The organism is Streptomyces sp. NPDC089799, from assembly GCF_040684755.1.
GTDB lineage: Bacteria > Actinomycetota > Actinomycetes > Streptomycetales > Streptomycetaceae > Streptomyces.
The window spans coordinates 116,898-139,406 of record NZ_JBFBGR010000009.1 but is presented as its reverse complement, the minus strand read 5'-3'; the positions used below and the strand labels follow the sequence as shown (position 1 = coordinate 139,406).

Genomic DNA, 22,509 nt, shown 5'->3' with positions numbered 1-22,509 from the left:
CCGAAGATGCCGCGCTCGACCTCGTCGGGCGCGGCATCCGTCCGTCCGGGCGCCTCGCCCTCCCTCGGCGTACTCGGCGTCCTCGCCGCGCAACCCGTCCGGAGGCATGACTGCTGACAGATATTGAAATCTGTCAGCAGTCATGCCATTCTCCTTGCATGACCACTTCCGCGAGCACCCCTCGACACCGCACGCTCGGCTCCACCGGTCCGGCCGTCTTCCCGCTCGGCCTCGGCTGCATGGGCATGTCCGCGCTCTACGGCGAAGCCGACCGCGCCGAGTCGGTCGCCACCATCCACGCCGCCCTGGACGCCGGGGTCACCCTGCTGGACACGGGCGACTTCTACGGCATGGGGCACAACGAACTGCTGATCGCCGAAGCCCTCCGCACGGCGCCGCGGGCGGCTCGCGAGCAGGCCCTCACCAGCGTCAAGTTCGGCGCCCTGCGCACCGTGGAGGGCGGCTTCACCGGGTACGACGGCCGCCCGGAGGCCGTGAAGAACTTCCTGGCCTACTCCCTGCAGCGGCTGGGCCGGGACCACATCGACATCTACCGGATCGCCCGGGTCGACCCCGACGTGCCGGTCGAGGAGACGATCGGCGCGATCGCCGAGGCCGTGCAGGCCGGACACGTCCGGCACATCGGACTCTCCGAGGTCGGCGCCGCGACCATGCGCCGGGCGGCCGCCGTCGCCCCCATCGCCGACCTGCAGATCGAGTACTCGCTGATCTCCCGGGGCATCGAGGCGGAGATCCTGCCGACCGCCCGGGAGCTGGGCATCGGCGTCACGGCGTACGGCGTCCTCTCCCGCGGCCTGATCAGCGGACACTTCACCCGCGACCGGCTGCTCTCCCCCGGCGACTTCCGGGGCATGAGCCCCCGCTTCCAGGGCGGGAACCTGGAGCACAACCTCGCGCTGGTGGAGTCGCTGCGCAAGGTCGCCGAGGACAAGGGCGTCAGCGTGGCCCAGACGGCCATCGCCTGGGTCCTCGCCCAGGGGCCGCGGCACGGGGTGGACATCGTCCCGCTGATCGGCGCCCGCCGCCGGGACCGGCTCGCCGAGGCGCTCGGCGCGCTGGAGGTGCAGCTCGACCCGGAGGACCTGGCCGCCGTCGAGGCCGCCGTGCCCGCCGGATCGGCTGCCGGCGAGCGCTATCCGGCCGCCCAGATGGCCCACCTCGACAGCGAGCACTGAGCGCCGGGTACGGTCGAGGCATGCCGCCCGAAGCCCTGACCCCCGACCGCATCCTCGAAGTCACCGAGGACGTGCTGCGCCGCTACGGCCCGGCCAAGGCAACCGTGGTCGACGTGGCACGGGCGCTGGGGGTCAGCCACGGCAGCGTGTACCGGCACTTCCCCTCGAAGGCGGCGCTGCGAGAGGCGGTGACCGACCGCTGGCTGGGCCGGACGGTCGGGCGGCTGGAGGAGATCGCCGCCGCCCCCGCCGAGCCGGCCCCCTCCAAGCTGGAGTCCTGGCTGGAGGCCCTGTTCGAGGCCAAGCGGCACAAGGCGGGCGACGATCCCGAGCTGTTCGCCACGTACACCGTGCTGCTCGCCGAGAACAGCGGTGTGGTGGACGCCCACCTCGCCGAGCTGGTCGCCCAGCTGACCCGGATCATCGAGGAGGGCGTGGCCGCGGGCACCCTGACCGCCGCCGACGCCCCGGCCTCGGCGCGGGCCGTCTTCGACGCCACCGCCCGGTTCCACGACCCGCAGTACGCGTCCGAGTGGCAGAGCCCCACCATCGCCGCGGAGTTCGGGGCCGTTTCCTCCCTGGTGGTCCGGGGGCTGCGGGCCTGAGCCGTCCCAGGCCATCCGGAATGGCTGATTCCGGAGAGTTTGGCGATCATTTTGGCCGGTCGTGGGCTTTTCCCGCCCAACCGTGACCTACCTTCCCCAGACCGCACTCGTTTTTGCTCTTTCTCAGGGGGAAGCATGTCCACGGCGTCCGTTCCGGCCACCCAACCGGAACCACCCGCCCGTTCAGGATCCTCGGCCGCGATCGGCTGGGTCCTCACCATCGGCCTCAACGTCGTAGCGCCGATCCTCACGTACAACACGCTCAAGGACGACCACGGCTGGAGCGAGTTCGCCGCGCTGCTCGCCAGCAGCGCGTGGCCGGTCCTCGACACCGCCGTCGTGGTGGCCTGGCGGCGCAAGATCGACGAGTTCGCCCTCGTCACCCTGGTCTTCATCGTCATCACGGCCGTCGTCTCGCTGGTCGGCGCCCACTCGGCCCGCGCGCTGCTGATCAAGGACTCCGGGATCACCGGACTGTTCGGGCTGCTCTGCCTGGCCACCCTGCTGGCGCCGCGCCCGCTGATGTTCTACTTCGGCCGGAAGTTCGCCACCGACGGCACGCCCGAGAGCACCTCCTGGTGGAACGGCCTGTGGCAGTACGAGGGCTTCCGCCGGACCATGATCGTGATGACCACCGTGTGGGGCGTGGCCTACGTGGCCGAGGCCCTCGTGCGGATCGCCCTGGCGTACACGCTCGACACCGACACCATGGTGACGCTCAGCCCGTTCATGATCTACGGCGTGCTGGGCGCGCTGGCCTTCTGGACCATGCAGTACGGCAAGCGGTCCAAGGCCCGGGGCGAGGCACGGGCGGCCGCCGCCGCGGCTGCCGGGGAGCCCGCCTCCTGATCACCGCGGTCACCGCGGCCTGATCCCTCATGACGAAGGGCCCGGTGCGCTCACACGCACCGGGCCCTTCGTGTGTCCGGGACCTAGCAGCCCAGCAGGCGGGCGCCCAGGTAGCCCTGGATCTGGTCCAGGGAGACGCGCTCCTGCTTCATGGTGTCGCGCTCGCGCACGGTCACCGCGTTGTCGTCCAGGGTGTCGAAGTCGACGGTGACGCAGAACGGCGTACCGATCTCGTCCTGGCGGCGGTAGCGGCGGCCGATGGCGCCGGCGTCGTCGAACTCGATGTTCCAGGCCTTGCGCAGGTCGGCCGCGAGGCCCTTGGCCTTCGGCGACAGCTTCTCGTTGCGGGACAGCGGCAGCACGGCGACCTTGACCGGGGCCAGGCGCGGGTCGAGGCGCATCACGGTGCGCTTCTCCATGACGCCCTTGGCGTTCGGGGCCTCGTCCTCGGTGTACGCGTCGAGCAGGAAGGCGAGCATGGCGCGGTTGACACCGGCCGCCGGCTCGATGACGTACGGGACGTAGCGCTCGCCGGCCTCCTGGTCGAAGAAGGACAGGTCCTGGCCGGAGGCCGCGGAGTGGGCCTTGAGGTCGAAGTCGGTGCGGTTGGCCACGCCTTCGAGCTCGGAGAACTCACTGCCGCCGAAGTTGAAGCGGTACTCGATGTCGGCGGTGCGCTTCGAGTAGTGGGACAGCTTCTCCTTCGGGTGCTCGTACCAGCGGATGTTCTCCTCGCGGATGCCGAGGTCGCGGTACCAGTTCCACCGCTCCTGCATCCAGTACTCCTGCCACTGCTCGTCCTCGCCCGGCTTGACGAAGAACTCCATCTCCATCTGCTCGAACTCGCGGGTGCGGAAGATGAAGTTGCCCGGGGTGATCTCGTTGCGGAAGGACTTGCCCATCTGCGCGATGCCGAACGGCGGCTTCTTGCGGGAGGTCTGCTGGACCTGGGCGAAGTTGGTGAAGATGCCCTGGGCGGTCTCGGGGCGCAGGTACGCCTTGGAGCCGGTGTCCTGGGTCGGGCCGAGGTGGGTCTCCAGCATGCCGGAGAACTGCTTGGGCTCGGTGAACTGGCCCTTGGTGCCGCAGTTCGGGCAGTTGATGTCGGCCAGGCCGTTGGCGGGGACGCGGCCGTGCTTGGCCTCGTACGCCTCTTCCAGGTGGTCGGCACGGTGGCGCTTGTGGCAGGAGGTGCACTCGGTCAGCGGGTCCGAGAAGGTCGCCACGTGACCGGAGGCCACCCAGACCTCGGGGGCGAGGATCACGGACGAGTCGATGCCGACGATGTCCTCACGCCCGGTGACCATGGCCTTCCACCACTGGCGCTTGATGTTCTCCTTGAGCTCGACACCCAGCGGCCCGTAGTCCCAGGCGGCCTTGGAGCCGCCGTAGATCTCGCTGCAGGGGTAGACGAAGCCACGGCGCTTGCTGAGGCTGACGATGGTGTCGATCTTGTCGGCGGCCACGATGCTCTCTTCATTACGAGGACGAACGCGAATGCCTCAGGTTACCGGCGTCCTCCCCTCCCCCATCAAATCGGTTCCGCTTTTCCGGCCCCCCACCAGGGTTTTTGACAACCGTTTCCATCTTTGATGAAAATGGATGTCATGAACGTACGACGCCTCATACCCTCCGCCGCCCTCGCCGGAGCCGTCGCCCTCGGGGCGGCGGCACTGACCGCCTGCTCAGGAGCCGAAGCAGCCGGCGGCGGCAAGGACGGCAAGCTCGCCGTGACGGCGTCGTTCTACCCCATGCAGTTCCTCGCCGAGCGGATCGGCAAGGACCACGTGAAGGTCACCTCCCTGACCAAGCCGGGCGTCGAGCCCCACGACCTGGAGATCACCCCCAAGCAGACCGGCCGCCTCGGCGAGTCCGACGTGGTGGTCTACCTCAAGAACCTCCAGCCCGCCGTCGACAAGGCCATCGAGCAGTCCGGCGTGAAGAACGTCGTCGACGCCGGCACCCTCACCGCACTCGAATCGCACGGCGCCTCCGGCCACGACCACGGCCACGGGGGCGAGGACGAAGGCCACGAAGGCCACTCGGAAGGTGACGGCCACAACCACGGCGAGGCCGGCACGGACCCCCACATCTGGCTCGACCCGGTGAAGTACGCCGAGGTCGCCAAGGGCGTCGGCGCGGCCCTGGAGAAGGCCGACCCCGCCCACGCCGCCGACTACCGGAAGAACACCGCCGAACTGGTCGCCCAACTGGGCGCGCTCGACACCGAGTTCAAGAACGGTCTCGCCCACACCGCCGGCCGGACCTTCATCACCACCCACTCCGCGTTCGGCTACCTCGCCGAGCGGTACGGGCTGGAGCAGGAGGGCATCTCCGGCGTCGACCCCGAGTCCGAGCCCAGCCCGGCCCGGATGAAGGAGCTCCAGGGGATCGCGAGGAAGGACAATGTCTCCACCGTGTTCTTCGAGACCCTGGCCAGCGAAAAGACGGCCAAGACCCTCGCCGGGGACACCGGCCTGAAGACGGACGTCCTCGACCCCGTCGAGGGAATCACCGACAAGTCCCAGGGCGCTGACTACTTCGAGGTCATGCGGTCCAACCTGAAGAACCTCCAGAAGGCGCTCGGAAGCAAGTGATGGCAGTTACGGAGGCGCGAGCCATGGATCCTTCGCCGGCAGCCGCGGAAGCGGACACCCCCGTCATATCCCTGCGCGGCGCCACCGCCTCGCTCGGCTCCCGCCCCGTCCTGCGCGGCGTCGACCTCACCGTGCGGCGCGGCGAGGTCGTCGCCCTGCTCGGCGCCAACGGCTCCGGCAAGTCCACCGCCGTGCGCGCCGTCGTCGGCCAGGTCCCGCTGACCGCCGGCGAACTCTCCCTCTTCGACACCCCGTTCCGCGGCTTCCGCGACTGGTCCCGGGTCGGCTACGTACCGCAGCGCACCACCGCCGCCAGCGGGGTCCCCGCCACCGTCCGCGAGGTGGTCTCCTCCGGCCGGCTGGCCCGCCGCCGGTTCGGCTTCCCGCGCGCCGCCGACAGGGCCGCCGTGGACCGCGCCCTCGCCCTGGTCGACATGGACGGCCACGCCTCCGCCTCGGTCAACGCGCTCTCCGGCGGCCAGCACCAGCGGGTGCTGATCGCCCGCGCGCTCGCCGTGGAACCCGAACTCCTGATCATGGACGAGCCGATGGCCGGCGTGGACCTCGACAACCAGGAGGTCCTCGCCCACGCTCTCCGGCAGCAGGTCGCCGCCGGGTCCACCGTCCTCCTCGTACTGCACGAGCTCGGCCCGCTGGAGCCGCTGATCGACCGCGCCGTCGTCCTGCGCGACGGCTGCGTCGTCCACGACGGGGCGCCGCCGGAGGCGGTGGGACAGCACGCGCTGCCCGGCCACGACCACGTTCACCCCCACGCGGCGCACGACGCCGAGCCGCTCCGGACGGGACTGCTGAGCTGATGGAAATCCTCGACTACGCCTTCATGCAGCGGGCCCTGATCGCGGCCGCGCTGGTCGGCATCACGGCACCCGCCATCGGCACCTACCTGGTCCAGCGCCGGCAGGCCGTCATGGGCGACGGCCTCGGCCACGTGGCCATGACCGGTGTCGCCCTCGGCTTCTTCTTCCAGGCCAGCCCCGTGTGGATGGCCACCCTGGTCGCCGTCCTCGGCGCCGTCGGCATGGAGCTGATCCGCTCCCGCGGAAAGACCAGCGGGGACGTCGCGCTCGCCATGCTCTTCTACGGCGGCCTGGCCGGCGGCGTACTGATCATCAACATGGCCCCGGGCGGCTCCACCGCCAACCTGGTCAGTGCCATGTTCGGCTCGATCACCACCGTCGCGTCCGAGGACGTCACCGCCATGGTGGTCCTCGCCGCGTTCGTCATCGCGGTCACCATCGGCCTGCGCAGGCAGCTGTTCGCCGTCTGCCAGGACGAGGAGTTCGCCCGGGTCACCGGACTGCCGGTGCGGGCCCTGAACCTGCTGATCGCGGTCACCGCCGCGGTCACCGTCACCGTCGCCATGCGGATCGTCGGCCTGCTGCTGGTCAGCGCCATGATGGTGATCCCGGTGGCCGCCGCGCAGCGGATGACCCGGGGCTTCGCCGCCACCCTGGGCCTGGCCATCGCGATCAGCGTGACCGTGTCGCTGACCGGCACGGCCGCGACGTACTGGATCGACGCCCCCTCCGGCGCCACGATCGTGCTGCTCGCCATCGCCGTGTTCATGGGCATGACGGCCCTGTCCGCCCCGCTGGCCCGCCGCCGGGCCCGGGCGTCGGCGGCGGGAGCCGCGCCGGAGGGGCAACTGTGCCCGCGGGACGGCGTACAGGACGACGTGAAGGTCCAGGACGGGGCAGGGGCCCAGGCCGCACGGCCCGGGTCGGCGTAAGGGTCTGGGACGCCGGGCGCGCCTGGCACAATGGGCCCAGGCCGATACGAGGAGGAACCGGTGGCGACTGCTCCTGGCGAGACGAATACCGCGCCAGTACGAGGACGCTCCACCCGGCAGCGCGCGGCCGTCGCGGCCGCTCTGGACGAAGTGGACGAGTTCCGCAGCGCCCAGGAGCTGCACGACATGCTCAAGCACCGGGGCGCCTCGGTGGGGCTGACCACCGTCTACCGCACCCTGCAGTCCCTGGCCGACGCCGGCGAGGTCGACGTGCTGCGCACCAGCGACGGCGAATCCGTCTACCGGCGCTGCTCCACCGGCGAACACCACCACCACCTGGTCTGCCGCGGCTGCGGCAAGGCCGTGGAGGTGGAGGGCCCGGCGGTGGAGAAGTGGGCGGACGCCATCGCGTCCGAGCACGGATTCGTGAACGTCGCCCACACGGTGGAGATCTTCGGCACCTGCGCGGACTGCGCGGCCGCCGGCACCGCGTAGCGGCCGGGCGGGAACGGCCAGGGGCCGGGCGGGAGCCCGCTCCTTCAGATCTTCTTCAGCCGGCCCGCCAGCAGGGCCCGCATCCGGTCGACGTCATCGGGGGCCGCGGCGCCCCGCTTGGGCAGGACGAGGAACGTGCCCCGGCCCTCGGTGACCGCGAACCCCTCGGGGGTCTCGAACCACCAGCGCAGGAAGGTCCATTCGAGGGTGCTCGCGAGGCCCTCGGCACCCTCGGTGTGCAGTCCTTCCCCGTCCGCGACGGTACGGCAGTCCCCGTACTCCTCCAGGCCCGCGTACTGGTCGTCCCCCTTGCGCCGGTTCACCTTGATCACGACGAACACCGTCGCGGCCAGGACCGTGGCGGCACACACCGACGACGACGGCGTGTCCCAGTGGCGCATCCACGCCTGCCACCAGATCAGGGCCTGGCCCAGCAGCAGGACCATCAGCAGGGCGCGGAGGCCGGGCCAGGTCCGCAGGGACCAGACCCGGACCGCCGCGCGGTAGTCGTCCGGCGTCGGCCGGTACGAGAAAGCGATCTCCCCAGTACGCATGCGCGGATCCTAGGGGGATCGATTTCAGCCAGTGGAGTCGGGGCCCTCGACCTGGTTGGGGATGGCGCCGCCGAAGCGGCGGTCGCGCTTGGCGTACTCCAGGCAGGCGTTCCACAGGTGCCGGCGGTCGAAGTCCGGCCACAGCACGTCCTGGAAGACCATCTCGGCGTACGCGCTCTGCCAGATCAGGTAGTTGGAGGTGCGCTGCTCGCCGCTGGGGCGCAGGAACAGGTCCACGTCCGGCATGTCCGGGTAGTAGAGGTACTTGGCGAGGGTCTTCTCGTTGACCTTCGACGGGTCGAGCCGGCCGGCCTTCACGTCCTCGGCGAGCGCCTGGGCGGCGTCGGCGATCTCGGCCCGGCCGCCGTAGTTCATGCAGAAGTACAGGGTCAGCTTGTCGTTGCCCTTGGTCTGCTCCTGGGCGACCTGGAGCTCCTTGGCCACCGACTTCCACAGCTTGGGCATCCGGCCCACCCAGCGGACCCGGATGCCGAGCTCGTCGAGCTGGTCGCGGGTCTTGCGGATGAAGTCGCGGTTGAAGTTCATCAGGAAGCGCACCTCGTCGGGCGAGCGCTTCCAGTTCTCGGTGGAGAAGGCGTACAGGGAGATGTTCTTGACGCCCATCTCGATCGAGCCCTGGAGGACGTCCAGGACCCGCTCGGCGCCGACCTTGTGGCCCTCGGTGCGCGGCAGGCCCCGCTCCTTGGCCCAGCGGCCGTTGCCGTCCATCACGATCGCGACGTGCTGCGGCACGAGCTCGCCCGGGATCTTCGGCGGTACGGCGCCGGAGGGGTGCGGGTCGGGAAGCCTGTACTCGCGGCGGGAGCGTCCCAGGAATCCGCGTACTGCCATGGCGCTTTGGTCTCCGATCTCGGTCACTTCTCTACGTAACGCAAGGAACGCAGCCCGCGCTCCAGATGCCAGTGCAGATAGGCGGAGACGAGTCCGCTCCCCTCGCGCACGTGCCGCGGCTCCGCCGCGTCGGCCGTCGCCCAGTCCCCCGTCAGCAGGGCGCTGAGCAGCCCGATGGCCTCAGCAGATGGTACGACGCTTCCGGGGACCCGGCAGTCGCCGCATATGACCCCGCCGGCGGCGACGGAGAAGTGCCGGTTGGGGCCGTGGATGCCGCATTTCGCGCAGTCCCCGAAGGAGGGGGCGTAGCCGTTGACGGCGAGGGAGCGGAGCAGGAAGGCGTCCAGGATGAGGTGCGGGGCGTGCTCGCCGCGGGAGAGCGTGCGCAGGCCGCCCACGAGCAGCAGGTACTGCTGGACGGCGGGCTCGCCCTCGTTCTCGGTGAAGCGCTCGGCGGTCTCCAGCATGGCCGTGCCCGCGGTGTACCGCGCGTAGTCGGTGACGATGCCGTTGCCGTAGGGGGAGATGATCTCGGTCTGGGTGCAGAGCGGCAGGCCGCGGCCGATCAGCTCGCTGCCGCGGGCGAAGAACTGCACGTCGGCGTGGGAGAAGGGTTCCAGCCCGGCCCCGAACTTCGATTTGGTGCGGCGGACGCCCCGGGCCACGGCCCGGACCCGTCCGTGTCCGCGGGTCAGCAGCGTGATGATGCGGTCCGCCTCGCCCAGCTTCTGGGTGCGCAGCACGATGCCGTCGTCGCGGAACAGACTCATGCGGCCATTGTCCCCGGTGGGTAGGACAGCGACGGCCCCCGGCCGGACGCGGGTCCGGTCGGGGGCCATCACCCCTTGGGAGGAGTGTGGGGATCAGCTCGCCGGCGTCTTGGCGGTCTCGCCCGCGCCGTCGGCGTCTCCGGCCTCGTCGGAGGCGGCCTCAGGGGCGGCTGCAGGAGCGTCGGACTTGGCGTCGGCCTTGGCGCCGACCGTGGCCTCGACCTTCGCCTCGGCCTTGGCCTCGGACACGGACTCGGCGGCCGGGGCGGCGGCCGGGGCCGGGATCTCGGCCACGGCGGTGTGCGCGTCGTCCTTGCCCAGACCGTTGAAGATCAGGTTGAGGACGATGGCGGCCGTGGCACCGAGCGTCACGCCGCTGTCGAGCAGCGAGGCCAGGTCGGCGCTCATGTGGTTCTTGAAGTAGAGCGGGACCGTGGACGGGAAGAGCGCGAAGGCGAGCGAGACGCCGACGATGAGGGCGTTCTTCTCCTCCTTCAGGTCCACCTTGGCGAGGGTCTGGATACCGGCCAGGGCGACCATGCCGAACATCACGGTGGCGGCGCCGCCGAGGACGCCCGGCGGGACGGAGGCGACGATCGCGGCGGCCTTGGGCAGCATGCCCAGGATGATCATGAACACACCGGCGGCGACGACCACGAAGCGGCTCTTGACCTTGGTCATCCGGACCAGGCCGACGTTCTCGGCGAAGGCGACGTACGGGAAGGAGTTCAGGATGCCGCCGAGGGCAGTGGCGGCACCGTCGGCACGCAGGGCGCGGGCCACGGTCTCGCTGTCGACCTCCTTGCCGACGATGTCGCCGACCGCGTAGGTGTCACCGGTGGTCTCCACCATGGTGATCAGCATGACGATCAGCATGAGGACGATCGGGAACCACTCGAACTTCGGGGTACCGAAGTGGAACGGGGTGGTGATGCCGATCCAGTCGGCCTTGTCCACGTTGCCGAACTTGGCGTCACCGAGGGCGAAGGCGAGGACGGTGCCGCCGACCAGGCCGAGCAGGATGCTGATGCTGCGCAGGAAGGGCCCGCCGAACTTCATCAGGACCAGGATGAAGAGCATCGTGCCGCCGGCGTAGGCGAGCTGCGTCGGGTCACCGCCCTTCTCCAGCAGCGGGACACCGCCGGCGGCGTCCTTGAGGCCGACCGGGATCAGCACGATGCCGAGCACGGTGATCACGGTGCCGGTGACCACCGGCGGGAACAGTCGCATGACCGCCTTGAACGCCGCGGGCGGCAGCCACGCGAAGGCAAAGGTGGCGATACCCGCCGTGATGACCGCGCCGTAGATCAGCAGGAGTCCGGCGACACCGCCGCCGGCACCCAGGCCGATGGCGATCATCGGGGATACGGCGGTGAAGGTCACGCCCTGGATCAGCGGCAGGCGCGCGCCGACGCGGCCGATGCCCCATGCCTGGATGATCGATGCGATACCGCAGGTGAACAGGTCCGCATTGATCAGGTAGACCAGTTGTTCGGGCGTGAGGCCCAGCGCGCCACCCACGATGATCGGGACGATCACCGCACCGGCGTAGAAGGCGAGTACGTGCTGGAAGCCATACAGCGCCAGCTTGGGAACGGGGAGCACCTCGTCGACCGGGTGCGAGCTCTGCTTTCCATCGGAAAGCCGGGCGGCGACACGTGCCATCTCTGCCTTGCCCTTCGGGGAGGTAAATGAGAGGAGATCTGGTTATCCCTGGCAAGGCGCGGATCGTGTTGCGTGGTTCCGCCAGGGTTTTCAGTGCATTCACGTGGATCGAAGCCGCGCTGTGTACAGCAGGCGTCTGTTCGTGTGACCGGAATTGAAAGCCTGTGGGGGGCGCCACACCTATCGTCGACTTACACAAAGTGTTGACGTGTAGAGATATTGGATTTGTAGGTTTCTCCACTGGCGGCCACGGGGTCGACAGGGCTATGGGCGCGGGACCCCAAAGGACCCCTTCCGGCCACGCTGTCGCGAATCGCATGCCGCCTGAGCTGCGGAAACGCTCCATACACCAGTTCGAGTAAGCAAACGGGAGCCCGAACTTCCGGAGGTTTACTTGGTGGATCAACCGACTGCGGACCGTGCCCTTCCGAGGATCGTACGGGCGAGTAATGGCCACCCCGAGGCCGGATCGTTACGCGGCCGGAGCGGCTTTTGCCCCCATTCCGTACAGCGCGACGTGCAGGTTCGCCGGACCTGACAGGGGTGAAACGCGCGTAGCGCCCTGACGGCCGAACCGGCAGGCGGGCCGGCGGTCAGGGCGCTCGGTGGAAAGGAAGGCGCAGAAGGGGTGTGCGGGAATACGGAAGGCGCGCCGAAGGGGGCGCGCGAGGGCTCAGCCGGCCGCCCGTACGGCCGCCAGGAGGCGGGAGATCTCGTCGGAATCCAGCCTCAGCGCGGCCCCCACCGTCGACAGCACCTCGCGCTCGGCCGGGGTGTACGGGCCGTCGGCGAGGGCGATCCGGGCGCCCTGCAGCAGCAGGGACTCCCGGCCCGGCCCGGCCAGGTGCGGGGACAGCGGCTCCAGCGCCTCGTGCAGCTCGATCGACAGGGCCGCGCCGCAGCACTCGGGCCCGTCGTAGAGGCCGGGCAGCCGCCCCGTGTCCGCGGTCAGGGTCTCCACCAGGGCCGCCAGCTGGTCCTCCGTACAGTCCTGGAAGCCGGCCGACCGCACGACGCCCACGGCCGCCTCCAGGGCGGACCGGGAGCCGGCCCCGCCGGCCGCCAGGACGGCCAGGGTGACGGTGTGCACCGCGTCCCGGAGCATCGCGGAGAACCGGGCGGTGGTCGGGTGGTCGAGCACGTCCATGGCGAAGCGCTCGCGGCAGGCGGCGCACTCGGCCACGGGCCCGACGTCGCCGCGCGGCAGCAGGGGCACGCCCAGCGCGGTGAAGCGGCGCTTTCCGGTGCGGCGGCGGTAGTTCCGGTCCCCGCCGCAGCCGGGGCAGAAGAACTCCCCGTCGCCCACGGTGGTCCAGGTGGTTCGGATGCCCCAGAGCATCAGCTTCCGGCTGGTCCCACCCCGCACTGGCAGCACGTCCCACCTCCGTAAACCAGCGGCGACGCCGCCGCGTTGGCGTGATGTTAGCCACATCGGTGAGGATCCGTCAGTCGTGTGACAGGACAACATGGGACGGCGCGCGGACTTGGCCGATCCGCGCCCCTGTTCACCACCCCGCGCCCCCTATCCTCACCGCCGTGCACGAGAAGTCCTGTCTGGTGACCGGCGCCGCGAGCGGCATCGGCCGGGCCACCGCCCTGTTGCTCGCCCGCTCCGGCGCCCGCGTCACCGCGGCTGACATCCATGCCCCTGGGCTGGCCTCCCTGCGTACGGAACTGGCCGGGGAAGGCCTCGCCGTCGAGACCGTCACCGGCGACGTGTCCGACCCGGTGGAGAACCGGGCCATGGTCTCGGCCGCGGTCGCGGCCTATGACCGGCTCGACGTCGCGGTGGCGAACGCGGGCGTGATCCCCCTTTCGGACGTACGGGAGACCACCCCGGAGATCTGGGACCACGTCATGGCCGTGGACGGCCGCGGCATGTTCCTGACCTGCAAGTACGCCATCGAGGCGATGACCGGACAACAGCCGGCCGGAGGCGCGCTGGTCTGCGTGTCCTCCATCTCGGGCCTGGCCGGGCAGGCCCGGCAGGCGGCGTACGGACCGGCCAAGTTCGTCGCCTCGGGCCTGACCAGGCACCTGGCGGTGGAGTGGGCACCGCATGGCATCCGGGTCAACGCGGTGGCCCCGGGAACCATCCGCACGGAGCGGGTCCGGGCCCTGTCGGACGAGCCGGGCGGACCGGAGTACCTGGAGCAGGTCACCCGCGCCCACCCGATGGGCCGCATCGGCGAGCCGGAGGAGGTGGCCCGGGTCATCGCCTTCCTGGCCTCGGACGCGGCCTCCTTCGTCACCGGCGTGGTGCTGCCGGTCGACGGCGGCTATCTCGCGCAGTAGGGGCGGCCGCCTCGCCCGGCAGGCAGGGCCCGTACGGACTCCGGACGGCACGACGGCCCCCGCCGCTCCCGGAAGGAGCGGCGGGGGCCGTCGTGGTGGACCCTGTGGGTCCGTGGTGTCAGCGGCCGGCGCGGTTGACGGCCGAGATGACCGCCTTCAGCGAGGCGCGGGTGGTGTTGGCGTCGATGCCGATGCCCCACAGCACCCGGCCGTCGATCGCGCACTCGATGTACGAGGCGGCCTGCGCGGAGGCGCCCTCGCTCATGGTGTGCTCGGTGTAGTCCAGCAGGCGGGCGTCCACGCCGATGCTCGCCAGCGCGTCGAAGAAGGCCGAGATCGGGCCGTTTCCGGTACCGCTCAGCACGGTCTCGGCGCCGTCCACGACCGCCTCGACGGTCAGCGTGTCGGTGCCGTCCTTGTCGGTGGCCGTCGAGCCCGAGCGCAGCTGGATGCGGCCCCACGGGTTCTCCGGGTTGGGCAGGTACTCGTCCTGGAAGACGTCCCAGATCGCCTTCGGCGTGACCTCGCCGCCCTCGGCGTCGGTCTTGGCCTGGATGATCCGGGAGAACTCGATCTGCATGCGGCGCGGCAGGTCCAGCTTGTGGTCGTTCTTCAGGACGTACGCGATGCCGCCCTTGCCGGACTGCGAGTTGACCCGGATGACCGCCTCGTAGGAGCGGCCGACGTCCTTGGGGTCGATGGGCAGGTACGGCACCGCCCACTCGATGTCGTCGACGGTCTTGCCCTGGGCGGCCGCGTCGGCCTCCATGGCGTCGAAGCCCTTCTTGATCGCGTCCTGGTGCGATCCGGAGAAGGCCGTGTAGACCAGGTCGCCCGCGTAGGGGTGGCGCGGGTGGACCTCCATCTGGTTGCAGTACTCCGAGGTCCGGCGGATCTCGTCGATCTGCGAGAAGTCGATCTGCGGGTCCACGCCCTGCGAGAACAGGTTCATGCCCAGGGTGATCAGGTCGACGTTGCCGGTGCGCTCGCCCTGCCCGAACAGGCAGCCCTCGATCCGGTCCGCGCCGGCCATCAGGGCCAGCTCGGCGGCGGCGACGGCGGTCCCGCGGTCGTTGTGCGGGTGCACGGAGATGCAGACGTGCTCGCGGCGGGTCAGGTTGCGGGCCATCCACTCGAAGCGGTCCGCGTGCGTGGAGGGGGTGGAGCGCTCGACGGTGGCGGGCAGGTTCAGGATGATCTCGCGGCCCGGGCCGGGCTGCCAGACGTCACAGACCGCCTCGCAGACGTCCAGGGCGAAGTCCAGCTCGGTGTCGGTGAAGATCTCGGGGCTGTACTGGTAGCCGAAGACCGTGTCCTCGCCCAGGATCTTCTCGGCGTACTCCATGACCAGGCGGGTGCCGTCGACGGCGATCTGCTTGATCTGCTCCTTGGAGCCGCGGAAGACGACCCGGCGGAAGGTCGGGGCGGTCGCGTTGTACATGTGCACGGTGGCGCGCTTGGCGCCGCGCAGCGACTCGACGGTCCGCTCGATCAGGTCCTCGCGGGCCTGGGTCAGCACGGAGATGGTGACGTCGTCCGGGATCGCTCCGTCTTCGATGATGGAGCGCACGAAGGCGAAGTCGGTCTCGCCGGAGGACGGGAAGCCGACCTCGATCTCCTTGTAGCCCATGCGGACCAGCAGGTCGAACATCTCGCGCTTGCGGGCGGGGCTCATCGGGTCGATCAGGGCCTGGTTGCCGTCGCGCAGGTCGGTGGACAGCCAGCGGGGAGCCTTGGTGATGCGGGCGTTCGGCCAGGTCCGGTCGGGGATGTCCACCTGCTCGTACGAGCCGTACTTGTGGATCGGCATCCCGGAGGACTTCTGGGTGTGGGTCGCGCTGGTGATGGGCGTGGGGCGACCGGCGTAGCTGTGCTGGCTCATGGCGTAGGGCTCCTCGCGTGTCCGCGTGTAGTTCGCTGGAACGGCCGACAGGTCGTGCCTCAGGTGGTGAGGACGGCGCAACACCAAAACTCCGCGGGGAGGGGGTCGACCTACGACTACAGGCCCTCGCCGCGGCAGCTAAGAAGGAGCAGCCCGAAACGCATGATGGTCCGCAGCCTAACCGAGTCCGCGACGGGGGCGCGTTGCCGTTTCAGTATGCAAGACCCCCTAGTCCGTTTTGCACCCTTATGTGACCGCTACCTCCCTCCTGGGCGGGAAGTCCGTTCGATCCGTCAACCGCATGCGATCGCTTTCGGTCAAGCGAATGAATCATGGTCACGGGTAGTGACACCGGCATGACCCACTGCCACATTGCCGGTCATGGATGCCAACCGTCACCCCGTCTTCTGCACGATCGTGCCGCCCCACCTGCTCGACAGGATCGTGCTGTCCGAGAACGTCCGGCGCGCCGACGTCGCGCAGCGCACCCTCGAACACGACTCCCTACAGCGTGCCCGGCGGCGGATCACCACCGCGCGCGGGGTGGTCCCCACGCTGGCCGCCGCGGCCCCTGACCGGCCTGAGCGCACCATCTACGACGCCGGGCACCGGACCCGGCTGCCCGGGACCGAGGTGCGCCGCGAAGGGTCGGAGCCCGGGCAGGACGCGACCGTGAACCGCGCGTACGCGGGACTGGGTGCGACCTTCGAGCTGTTCCTCAAGGCCTTCGGCCGGCACTCCATCGATGACGCGGGGCTGCCGCTCGACGCCAGCGTCCACTACGGCGAGGAGTACAACAACGCCTTCTGGGACGGCCGGCAGATGGTCTTCGGCGACGGGGACGGCGACCTGTTCCTCGACTTCACCGTCTCGGTCGACGTCATCGGACACGAGCTGGCGCACGGGGTCACCCAGTACACGGCCAATCTGGAGTACTACAAGCAGGCCGGCGCGCTGAACGAGTCGATGTCGGACGTGTTCGGCTCACTGATCAAGCAGTACACCCTGGACCAGACGGCCGACCAGGCGGACTGGCTGATCGGCGCCGGACTGCTCGGGCCCGACGTCAGCGGGGTCGCACTGCGCTCGATGAAGGCGCCGGGCACCGCGTACGACGACGACGAGCTGGGCAAGGACCCGCAGCCGGCCACCATGGAGGACTACGTGCAGACCAGCCGGGACAACGGCGGGGTGCACATCAACTCGGGCATCCCCAACCACGCCTTCTACCTGCTGGCGACCGCGCTCGGCGGCAAGGCGTGGGAGCGGGCCGGCCGGATCTGGTACGACACCCTGACCGGCGGCGAGCTGGCCGTCGACGCGAAGTTCACGGACTTCGCGTCACTGACGGTGGCGGCGACGCGGGCCCGCTTCGGGGACGGCGGCGAGGAGCACGAAGCGGTGCTCAAGGCGTGGTCCCAGGTGGGGGTGGAGACCGACCGGACACGGTAGGGCCGGCACCGGCGGATCCCGGTAGAAAGGTGCCATGCGGATTCATGTGCACAGGACCGGGGGTTTCGCGGGCATCGAACGGCAGGCCGAGGTGGACACCGAGGGCCTCGCCGACGAGGAGGAGTGGGAGGCCCTGGCCATGCTCGCCCTCCAGGCTCCGCCGCCGGACCCGTCCGGGCACCAGGTGCGGGACGGCTTCTCGTACCGGATCACGGTGGACGGGCGGACCGTGTCCTGTGCGGACCCGCACGTCACGGAGGCGCAGCGCAGGCTGATCCGCCGGGTGCTGAAGGAAGGCGCCTGAGCGGCGGGCGCCTACCGCGGGCCCGGGAGGCGGGCCGGATCGGGTCGGGTCGGGCTGGACCGGGTCGGGCGGGCCGTGAGCCCGCCCGGACCGGGTCGGGTAGGGCGGGCCCTGAGCCCGCCCTACCGGCACGGGACCGCCCGTGGCCCCCGGCCCGTGGCCCAGGGCCCGCGGCCCGCGGTCACGCCTGCCCGGGCGGCTCCGCGATCATGGCGGTGCCGACCCGGCGGAAGCCTGCGCGGCCGTAGATCCGCGCCACGTCCTCGTCCCCCGCGGAGAGGAAGACCAGCTCCGCGCCGCGCGCGCGGGCGTCGGCGACCAGGGCCGCCGTCACGGCCAGGGCCATCCCCTGGCGGCGGGCGGCGGGCAGGGTGCCGACGGCGACCACCTCCGCCACCTTGCCGACCGGGTTGTACATCCCGGAGCAGAGCACGACCCCGTCCCGTACGGCCGCCGCCAGGGCGCTCCGGCCGGAGGCGATCTTGGTGGACACCGTCGCGGCCCGGCCGTCCGCAGCCGGGTCCGCCAGCGCCGCCGCGAGCTCCGCCGGGCCCGCCTCGCCCGGTGCCGTGCCGGGGGCGGCGAAGGCCAGCGCGGGCACCGTCACCGCCGCGCGCAGCAGCGGGTCGGTGGCGTCCAGCAGCCGCACCTCCGGGTGCGGGGGCAGCGGCCCGGCGGCCGGGTCGAGCGCCATCAGCGGGTGCGCGTGTACGTGCAGCCCCGCCGCGCGCGCCGCGTCCTCCAGGGAGGGGGTGGTTTCGGCCACCCACTCGAAGGCCTCCGGGACCTTCAGCTCCCGCTGCCGCTCCCGGGTGCGCCGGACGTCGTCCGCGGTCACCGGGCCACCGCCGAGGGCGGGCCGGGCGTAGTAGGGCCAGCCGCTGCCCTCCTGCACGAACAGCGTCAGCGGGCCGAGGTCCTCGGCCCGGGCGCCGCCCACGCGGGGGACGGTGTCGTAGTAGTTCTCAAGATCGTCAAGAATCGTCACCGGGTCATCCAAGCAAGGGGGCCGGGACCCGGCACCCCCTTTTCGGCCCTGCGCGGCGCCGCACCGGGATTTGCCGGAACGGCAAGGATGTTTGGCCCGGTGCGGAGGGGCGGCGGAGCATCGGGACGTATCCGCCGCACGACCGAACCGGAGGCACCCGATGGCCGGACAGCCGCACACGCACACGCAGACCCACGAGCACCACCAGCACGGGCACGGGCAGCACGGGCACGGGCAGCACGCGCACCGCGGGGGGCGGGAGTACGCCTCGGAGCAGGAGTTCTGGGACTCCTTCTACGGCGAGAGGGAGCGGATCTGGAGCGGCAGGCCCAATTCGGTCCTGGTCCGGGAGGCCGCCGAGCTGCCGCCCGGCCACGCCCTGGACCTGGGCTGCGGCGAGGGCGCCGACGCGGTCTGGCTGGCCGGCCGGGGCTGGCGGGTGACCGGGACCGACATCTCGCCCGTGGCGCTGGAGCGGGCCGCCGGTCACGCGGCCGAGGCGGGACTGGCCGAGCTGATCTCCTTTGAACGCCACGACCTCGGCGAGTCCTTCCCCGCCGGCGCCTTCGACCTGGTGTCCGCCTGCTTCCTGCACAGCCCGGGCGACATGCCGCGGGACCGGATCCTGCGCGCGGCCGCGGCGGCCGTCGCCCCCGGCGGCGTCCTGCTGGTCGCCGGCCACGGGGGCGCGGCACCCGGAACCGAGAACCCGCACCCGGACCTGCACCTGCCCACCCCGCAGGAGGTGCTGGCCGGCCTGGAGCTGCCCGAGGACGGCTGGGAGGTACTGGTCTGCGCGGAGCACGAGCGGACCGGCGCCGAGGCCGACCGGCCGGGCCACGGCTACGACAACACGGTCAAGGTCAGGCGCCGGGCCTGACGGGCCGGCCTGACAGGCCGGCCCGAAGGCCGCGGCCCGGACGCCCGGTCCGGGTCAGAATCCGAGCTTGCGCAGCTGCTTGGGGTCGCGCTGCCAGTCCTTGGCGACCTTCACGTGGAGGTCCAGGAAGACCGGCGTGCCGAGCAGCGCCTCGATGTGCTTGCGCGACTTCATGCCGACCTCCTTCAGGCGCGAGCCCTTGGGACCGATGATGATGCCCTTCTGGCTGGGCCGCTCGATGTAGACGTTCGCGTGGATGTCCAGCAGCGGGCGGTCCTTCGGCCGGTTCTCGCGCGGCAGCATCTCCTCGACCACCACCGCGATGGAGTGCGGCAGCTCGTCCCGTACGCCCTCCAGCGCGGCCTCGCGGATCAGCTCCGCGACCATCACCATCTCGGGCTCGTCGGTGAGGTCGCCCTCCGGGTAGAGCGGCGGGCTCTCCGGCAGCATGGGGGCGATCAGGTCGGCGAGCAGCTGCACCTGCTTGTCGCCGACGGCCGAGACCGGCACGATCTCGGCCCACTCGATGCCGAGCTCGGCGCCCAGCTTCTGGATCGCGATCAGCTGCTCGGCCAGCGCCTTGGAGTCGACCAGGTCGGTCTTGGTCACGATGGCGATCTTGGGGGTCTTCTTGATCCCCGCGAGCTCCTTCGCGATGAACTTGTCGCCCGGGCCGAGCTTCTGGTCGGCGGGCAGGCAGAAGCCGATCACGTCGACCTCGGCCCAGGTGGTCCGCACCACGTCGTTGAGCCGCTCGCCCAGCAGGGTGCGCGGCTTGTGCAGACCGGGCGTGTCGACGAGGACGAGCTGGGCGTCCGGGCGGTGCACGATGCCGCGGACGGTGTGCCGGGTGGTCTGCGGCCTGTTGGAGGTGATCGCGACCTTGGTGCCCACCAGTGCGTTGGTCAGGGTCGACTTGCCCGCGTTGGGGCGGCCGACGAAGCAGGCGAAACCCGCACGGTGCGGGGCGGTGGGCTCGGGGGAACGATCGCTCATACGGGCCATTCTCCCCGATGCCGCCGCCCGCGCCGACCAGACCGCTGCCGCGGGGGCGAGCAGGGGGGCCAGGGCGGCGGCCAGGAGCAGTCCGGCGAGCCCGGGCACCAGTCCCGGGTGCGCGGCGTACGCGGCGGTGGCCCGGCCCTCCGTCCCGGCCGCCGCGGCCCGGACGGTCACCTCGCTCCAGCCGGCGGACGGCGGACCGGTCCACGGTTCGGTGACCGCCACCCGCTGCCCGGGCAGCAGCCCGTCGGGCAGTCCGGCCGCCGGGCGGCGGAGCGGCGGGCGGCCGGGGAGCCCGCGGGCGGTGAGGGTCACCTGCGGGCGGAGGGTGATGTTCCCCAGGTTGTGGAGGGTGTACGTGATCTCGGCGCGCCCGGCGCGGCGGCGTACGGCGAGGTCCTCGACGGCGAGGGCGGGCGCCGTGGGGCCGGTGACCCGGAGGTGGACGCGGGCGGCGACGGCCTGCCGGACGGCGATGCCCTGCGCGGTGCGCCCGCCGGCCTCCTCCCGGGCGACGACGGCACCGGGGTGGTCGCCGGGTTCGGCCCGCTCGGGGACCTCGACGGTGAAGGGGACGTCGAGGGTGCTGCGGGGCGGCAGGGTGACCCGGTCCCGGCCGAGCCGGGTCCAGGCTCCGGTGGCCCGGCGCGGTTCGTCGGGGCCGCGGACGGCGAAGCCGCCGTCGCGGGCGGTGTTGTGGGCGTCGGCGGCGTAGAGGAGGAGGGTCAGCGGGCGGTCGGTGCGGTTGGTGAGGGTGACGGTGTCGGTGACCGTCCCGCCGGGCGTGGTCGCGAGGTAGAAGTACGGCCGCTGCCCGGTCGCGCCGGCGGACGGCAGCACGGCCCACTGCCCGTTGTCCGCGGCCGCGGCGGTCCCGGCGGTGCCGAGCAGGACGGCGGCCAGCGCGGCCAGCAGCGCCACGAGGACACGGGGAACCGCGAGGGCCCCGGGAGCCGCGGGGACACCGGGGGTCGCGCGGCGCGGGCGCCGGCGGGTCACGACAGGGTCAGGGTCAGGGTGGCCGTGTACGCGCCGGGCGGTGCGTACGGCGGGACCTGGAGGGTGACCCCGGCGTCCACCGTGAAGGTGCCGCCGACCGCCTCGCCGTCCGGGGTGGAGGCGAGCACGGCGCCGTCCGGGCCGACCGTGCCGGGGCTGCCCGGGGCGCAGGTGCTCGTACTGCCCGGGGCGGTGGCGCAGGACGGGGTCCAGCCCAGGGAAGCGCTGGGGATGCCGTGCCCGCCGGGTCCGGAGAAGTCGGTGACCCTGCCGACCAGGGACCAGCCGGCCGGGCCGCCGCGGGCGTCCTTCACGGTGACGGTGCCGATCTTCCCCGCCGCTCCCCCGCCCTCGCCGTACGGGACCGCGCCGAGGGCGATGTCCTCCCCCGACTGGGTCATGGACAGGCCGCCCGGTTCGACGGTGGCGGTGATCCGCCGGGCGGCGGGCGGAAGGGGCACTGCTTCGACGACGCCGTAGGCGGCCGGGCCTGAGCCCTTGGCCGCCGTCCAGGCGAGGCCCTCCCAGGCGACCACGGCGGTGGTGGCCCGGTCGCCGACGGCGAGGTCCGCGGTGAGGAACCCTCGGTCGTCGGCGGTGGCCCTGACCCGGTCCGCGGTGATCTCGGTTCCGGCCCGACCGGCCACGGTGACCCGGGCGCCCGGGGTGAAGCCGCCCGCCGTCACCTTCACCCGGTCGCCCGGCCGGCCGCGGGCCGCGTCCAGGGCGACGTACCTCAGGTTGGCGGTCGGCGCCGGGGCGGCGGTGAGGCGGGCGGCCGGGGGCACGGGCCCGGCGGGGGTGCAGGCGGTGTCGCCGAGGGAGTAGCCGGCCGGGGTGAGGGTGGTCTCGCCCTGGGCGGTGACGGTGAAGGTGCCCGTCATCAGGAAGGTGCCGAGCGTCCCGCCGGGCGGGGCCGGGTCGTTGCGCCGGATGCCGGTGACGGTGACCTCGCCGGTCTGTGCGCCGGCCAGCCGGAAGGTGCCGGTGGGGGTGAGGACGTCGGCGGGGAGGGCGTCGGGCAGCGGGTTCACGGCCGGGGTGCCGGTGACCCGGTAGGTGACGGTGACCGTGTCGCCGACCCTCGGCTCGGGGTTGTCCACGGCGACCACGGCGGTGGTGGGTCCGTCGGCGGGCGGCTGTCCGGCCTCCTGCGGCGGCAGGCACTGGGTGCGGAACTCCACCCGGCCGGGCGGTGCTCCGGCGGCGGGCCCGTCGGCCGCGGCCGTGCCCATGGCCCCGCTCGCGGCGGCGAGGACGGCCATCCCCGTGGCCGCCCCGGCCCAGTTCCGTCTGCGCATTGCCCCGCCCCCCGGCCGCATCGCCCACCCCCGGTTCCGCCCGTGCGCCTGTGGGCGCCATTCACCGGCGGGC

General features: G+C 71.7%; 21 protein-coding genes and 1 pseudogene. 11 read left to right on the top strand and 11 right to left on the bottom strand.

The window, feature by feature from the left end; all coding sequences use genetic code 11:
* Nucleotides 1-158: 158 nt before the first annotated feature.
* The 3 genes from AB0O36_RS12320 (at nucleotide 159) to AB0O36_RS12310 (ending at nucleotide 2,650) form a co-directional block, all read left to right on the top strand.
* Nucleotides 159-1,196, top strand: a complete 1,038-nt coding sequence (locus AB0O36_RS12320; RefSeq protein WP_365107913.1) for an aldo/keto reductase — start codon at nucleotides 159-161, stop codon at nucleotides 1,194-1,196.
* 20 nt (nucleotides 1,197-1,216) lie between these two features.
* Nucleotides 1,217-1,801 (top strand): TetR/AcrR family transcriptional regulator, encoded by a 585-nt coding sequence (locus AB0O36_RS12315; protein WP_365107910.1) that lies wholly within the window; start codon nucleotides 1,217-1,219, stop codon nucleotides 1,799-1,801.
* Nucleotides 1,802-1,936: 135 nt separating this feature from the next.
* Nucleotides 1,937-2,650 carry a VC0807 family protein gene (locus AB0O36_RS12310; protein ID WP_365107907.1) on the top strand — a complete coding sequence of 238 codons (714 nt, stop codon included), beginning with the start codon at nucleotides 1,937-1,939 and terminating at the stop codon, nucleotides 2,648-2,650.
* Nucleotides 2,651-2,733: 83 nt separating this feature from the next.
* On the opposite strand, the gene AB0O36_RS12305 is transcribed toward AB0O36_RS12310, so the two are convergent.
* The gene (locus AB0O36_RS12305) at nucleotides 2,734-4,116 is read right to left on the bottom strand and encodes a glycine--tRNA ligase (protein WP_365107905.1); all 1,383 of its coding nucleotides are present in this window, start codon (nucleotides 4,114-4,116) and stop codon (nucleotides 2,734-2,736) included.
* 141 nt (nucleotides 4,117-4,257) lie between these two features.
* Between AB0O36_RS12305 and AB0O36_RS12300 the strand changes: the two genes are divergently transcribed.
* From AB0O36_RS12300 to AB0O36_RS12285, 4 genes are read left to right on the top strand one after another with little or no spacing between them, the layout of a single operon-like run.
* On the top strand, nucleotides 4,258-5,247 hold the full coding sequence (locus tag AB0O36_RS12300; RefSeq protein WP_365107902.1) for a metal ABC transporter substrate-binding protein: 990 nt from the start codon (nucleotides 4,258-4,260) through the stop codon (nucleotides 5,245-5,247).
* 23 nt (nucleotides 5,248-5,270) lie between these two features.
* Complete coding sequence (locus AB0O36_RS12295) at nucleotides 5,271-6,065, top strand: metal ABC transporter ATP-binding protein (protein WP_365107899.1); 795 nt, start codon at nucleotides 5,271-5,273, stop codon at nucleotides 6,063-6,065.
* A complete protein-coding gene (locus AB0O36_RS12290) occupies nucleotides 6,065-6,997 on the top strand; it encodes a metal ABC transporter permease (RefSeq protein WP_365107896.1) in 933 nt (310 codons plus the stop codon). Before AB0O36_RS12295 ends, AB0O36_RS12290 begins: the two co-directional genes overlap by 1 nt.
* A 60-nt stretch (nucleotides 6,998-7,057) precedes the next feature.
* A complete protein-coding gene (locus AB0O36_RS12285; protein ID WP_365107893.1) occupies nucleotides 7,058-7,492 on the top strand; it encodes a transcriptional repressor in 435 nt (144 codons plus the stop codon).
* A gap of 44 nt (nucleotides 7,493-7,536) precedes the next feature.
* Here AB0O36_RS12285 and AB0O36_RS12280 read toward each other — a convergent pair whose 3' ends face one another.
* The 5 genes from AB0O36_RS12280 to AB0O36_RS12260 form a co-directional block, all read right to left on the bottom strand.
* Nucleotides 7,537-8,046 carry a YcxB family protein gene (locus AB0O36_RS12280; RefSeq protein ID WP_365107891.1) on the bottom strand — a complete coding sequence of 170 codons (510 nt, stop codon included), beginning with the start codon at nucleotides 8,044-8,046 and terminating at the stop codon, nucleotides 7,537-7,539.
* Nucleotides 8,047-8,070: 24 nt separating this feature from the next.
* Complete coding sequence (locus AB0O36_RS12275; RefSeq protein ID WP_365107889.1) at nucleotides 8,071-8,898, bottom strand: isoprenyl transferase; 828 nt, start codon at nucleotides 8,896-8,898, stop codon at nucleotides 8,071-8,073.
* A 23-nt stretch (nucleotides 8,899-8,921) separates the two neighbouring features.
* Nucleotides 8,922-9,668 carry a DNA repair protein RecO gene (gene recO, locus AB0O36_RS12270; protein WP_365107886.1) on the bottom strand — a complete coding sequence of 249 codons (747 nt, stop codon included), beginning with the start codon at nucleotides 9,666-9,668 and terminating at the stop codon, nucleotides 8,922-8,924.
* A 93-nt stretch (nucleotides 9,669-9,761) separates the two neighbouring features.
* Nucleotides 9,762-11,333, bottom strand: coding sequence for a nucleobase:cation symporter-2 family protein (locus AB0O36_RS12265; RefSeq protein WP_365107883.1), 1,572 nt, complete (start codon nucleotides 11,331-11,333; stop codon nucleotides 9,762-9,764).
* Nucleotides 11,334-12,006: 673 nt separating this feature from the next.
* Nucleotides 12,007-12,672 carry a TerB family tellurite resistance protein gene (locus tag AB0O36_RS12260; RefSeq protein WP_365108290.1) on the bottom strand — a complete coding sequence of 222 codons (666 nt, stop codon included), beginning with the start codon at nucleotides 12,670-12,672 and terminating at the stop codon, nucleotides 12,007-12,009.
* A 197-nt stretch (nucleotides 12,673-12,869) separates the two neighbouring features.
* Here AB0O36_RS12260 and AB0O36_RS12255 point away from each other — a divergent pair, with 197 nt between their 5' ends.
* Nucleotides 12,870-13,628, top strand: a complete 759-nt coding sequence (locus AB0O36_RS12255) for an SDR family NAD(P)-dependent oxidoreductase (RefSeq protein WP_365107880.1) — start codon at nucleotides 12,870-12,872, stop codon at nucleotides 13,626-13,628.
* 118 nt (nucleotides 13,629-13,746) lie between these two features.
* On the opposite strand, the gene leuA is transcribed toward AB0O36_RS12255, so the two are convergent.
* The gene (leuA, locus tag AB0O36_RS12250; protein WP_365107877.1) at nucleotides 13,747-15,510 is read right to left on the bottom strand and encodes a 2-isopropylmalate synthase; all 1,764 of its coding nucleotides are present in this window, start codon (nucleotides 15,508-15,510) and stop codon (nucleotides 13,747-13,749) included.
* A gap of 381 nt (nucleotides 15,511-15,891) precedes the next feature.
* On the opposite strand from leuA, the gene AB0O36_RS12245 reads away from it, so the two are divergent.
* Together AB0O36_RS12245 and AB0O36_RS12240 are read left to right on the top strand one after the other, a co-directional pair.
* Nucleotides 15,892-16,962 (top strand): M4 family metallopeptidase, encoded by a 1,071-nt coding sequence (locus AB0O36_RS12245; RefSeq protein WP_365107874.1) that lies wholly within the window; start codon nucleotides 15,892-15,894, stop codon nucleotides 16,960-16,962.
* A gap of 34 nt (nucleotides 16,963-16,996) precedes the next feature.
* Entirely contained in the window at nucleotides 16,997-17,266 is a 270-nt protein-coding gene (locus AB0O36_RS12240) for a protealysin inhibitor emfourin (RefSeq protein ID WP_365107871.1), read from the top strand.
* 181 nt (nucleotides 17,267-17,447) lie between these two features.
* Here AB0O36_RS12240 and AB0O36_RS12235 read toward each other — a convergent pair whose 3' ends face one another.
* Nucleotides 17,448-18,254 (bottom strand): GNAT family N-acetyltransferase, encoded by an 807-nt coding sequence (locus AB0O36_RS12235; RefSeq protein ID WP_365107868.1) that lies wholly within the window; start codon nucleotides 18,252-18,254, stop codon nucleotides 17,448-17,450.
* Nucleotides 18,255-18,414: 160 nt separating this feature from the next.
* Here AB0O36_RS12235 and AB0O36_RS12230 point away from each other — a divergent pair, with 160 nt between their 5' ends.
* The gene (locus AB0O36_RS12230) at nucleotides 18,415-19,134 is read left to right on the top strand and encodes a methyltransferase domain-containing protein (RefSeq protein ID WP_365107865.1); all 720 of its coding nucleotides are present in this window, start codon (nucleotides 18,415-18,417) and stop codon (nucleotides 19,132-19,134) included.
* A gap of 54 nt (nucleotides 19,135-19,188) precedes the next feature.
* On the opposite strand, the gene era is transcribed toward AB0O36_RS12230, so the two are convergent.
* From era to AB0O36_RS12215, 3 genes and pseudogenes are all read right to left on the bottom strand, one after another.
* Complete coding sequence (era, locus tag AB0O36_RS12225; protein ID WP_365108287.1) at nucleotides 19,189-20,130, bottom strand: GTPase Era; 942 nt, start codon at nucleotides 20,128-20,130, stop codon at nucleotides 19,189-19,191.
* A gap of 534 nt (nucleotides 20,131-20,664) precedes the next feature.
* Nucleotides 20,665-20,976, bottom strand: a pseudogene (locus AB0O36_RS12220) (DUF916 domain-containing protein); the annotation flags it as partial.
* A 155-nt stretch (nucleotides 20,977-21,131) separates the two neighbouring features.
* Nucleotides 21,132-22,436, bottom strand: coding sequence for a beta-xylosidase (locus AB0O36_RS12215; protein WP_365107862.1), 1,305 nt, complete (start codon nucleotides 22,434-22,436; stop codon nucleotides 21,132-21,134).
* Nucleotides 22,437-22,509 lie beyond the last annotated feature (73 nt).

Bases quoted from the DNA above. Each gene is read 5' to 3' on its own strand.
- era (WP_365108287.1), bottom strand. From the start codon at position 20,130: ATGAGCGATCGTTCCCCCGAGCCCACCGCCCCGCACCGTGCGGGTTTC.
- AB0O36_RS12315 (WP_365107910.1), top strand. From the start codon at position 1,217: ATGCCGCCCGAAGCCCTGACCCCCGACCGCATCCTCGAAGTCACCGAG.
- AB0O36_RS12275 (WP_365107889.1), bottom strand. From the start codon at position 8,898: ATGGCAGTACGCGGATTCCTGGGACGCTCCCGCCGCGAGTACAGGCTT.
- AB0O36_RS12320 (WP_365107913.1), top strand. From the start codon at position 159: ATGACCACTTCCGCGAGCACCCCTCGACACCGCACGCTCGGCTCCACC.
- AB0O36_RS12295 (WP_365107899.1), top strand. From the start codon at position 5,271: ATGGATCCTTCGCCGGCAGCCGCGGAAGCGGACACCCCCGTCATATCC.
- AB0O36_RS12290 (WP_365107896.1), top strand. From the start codon at position 6,065: ATGGAAATCCTCGACTACGCCTTCATGCAGCGGGCCCTGATCGCGGCC.
- AB0O36_RS12280 (WP_365107891.1), bottom strand. From the start codon at position 8,046: ATGCGTACTGGGGAGATCGCTTTCTCGTACCGGCCGACGCCGGACGAC.
- AB0O36_RS12300 (WP_365107902.1), top strand. From the start codon at position 4,258: ATGAACGTACGACGCCTCATACCCTCCGCCGCCCTCGCCGGAGCCGTC.
- AB0O36_RS12240 (WP_365107871.1), top strand. From the start codon at position 16,997: ATGCGGATTCATGTGCACAGGACCGGGGGTTTCGCGGGCATCGAACGG.
- AB0O36_RS12265 (WP_365107883.1), bottom strand. From the start codon at position 11,333: ATGGCACGTGTCGCCGCCCGGCTTTCCGATGGAAAGCAGAGCTCGCAC.
- AB0O36_RS12310 (WP_365107907.1), top strand. From the start codon at position 1,937: ATGTCCACGGCGTCCGTTCCGGCCACCCAACCGGAACCACCCGCCCGT.
- AB0O36_RS12245 (WP_365107874.1), top strand. From the start codon at position 15,892: ATGGATGCCAACCGTCACCCCGTCTTCTGCACGATCGTGCCGCCCCAC.
- AB0O36_RS12230 (WP_365107865.1), top strand. From the start codon at position 18,415: ATGGCCGGACAGCCGCACACGCACACGCAGACCCACGAGCACCACCAG.
- AB0O36_RS12260 (WP_365108290.1), bottom strand. From the start codon at position 12,672: ATGCTCTGGGGCATCCGAACCACCTGGACCACCGTGGGCGACGGGGAG.
- AB0O36_RS12215 (WP_365107862.1), bottom strand. From the start codon at position 22,436: ATGCGCAGACGGAACTGGGCCGGGGCGGCCACGGGGATGGCCGTCCTC.
- recO (WP_365107886.1), bottom strand. From the start codon at position 9,668: ATGAGTCTGTTCCGCGACGACGGCATCGTGCTGCGCACCCAGAAGCTG.
- leuA (WP_365107877.1), bottom strand. From the start codon at position 15,510: ATGAGCCAGCACAGCTACGCCGGTCGCCCCACGCCCATCACCAGCGCG.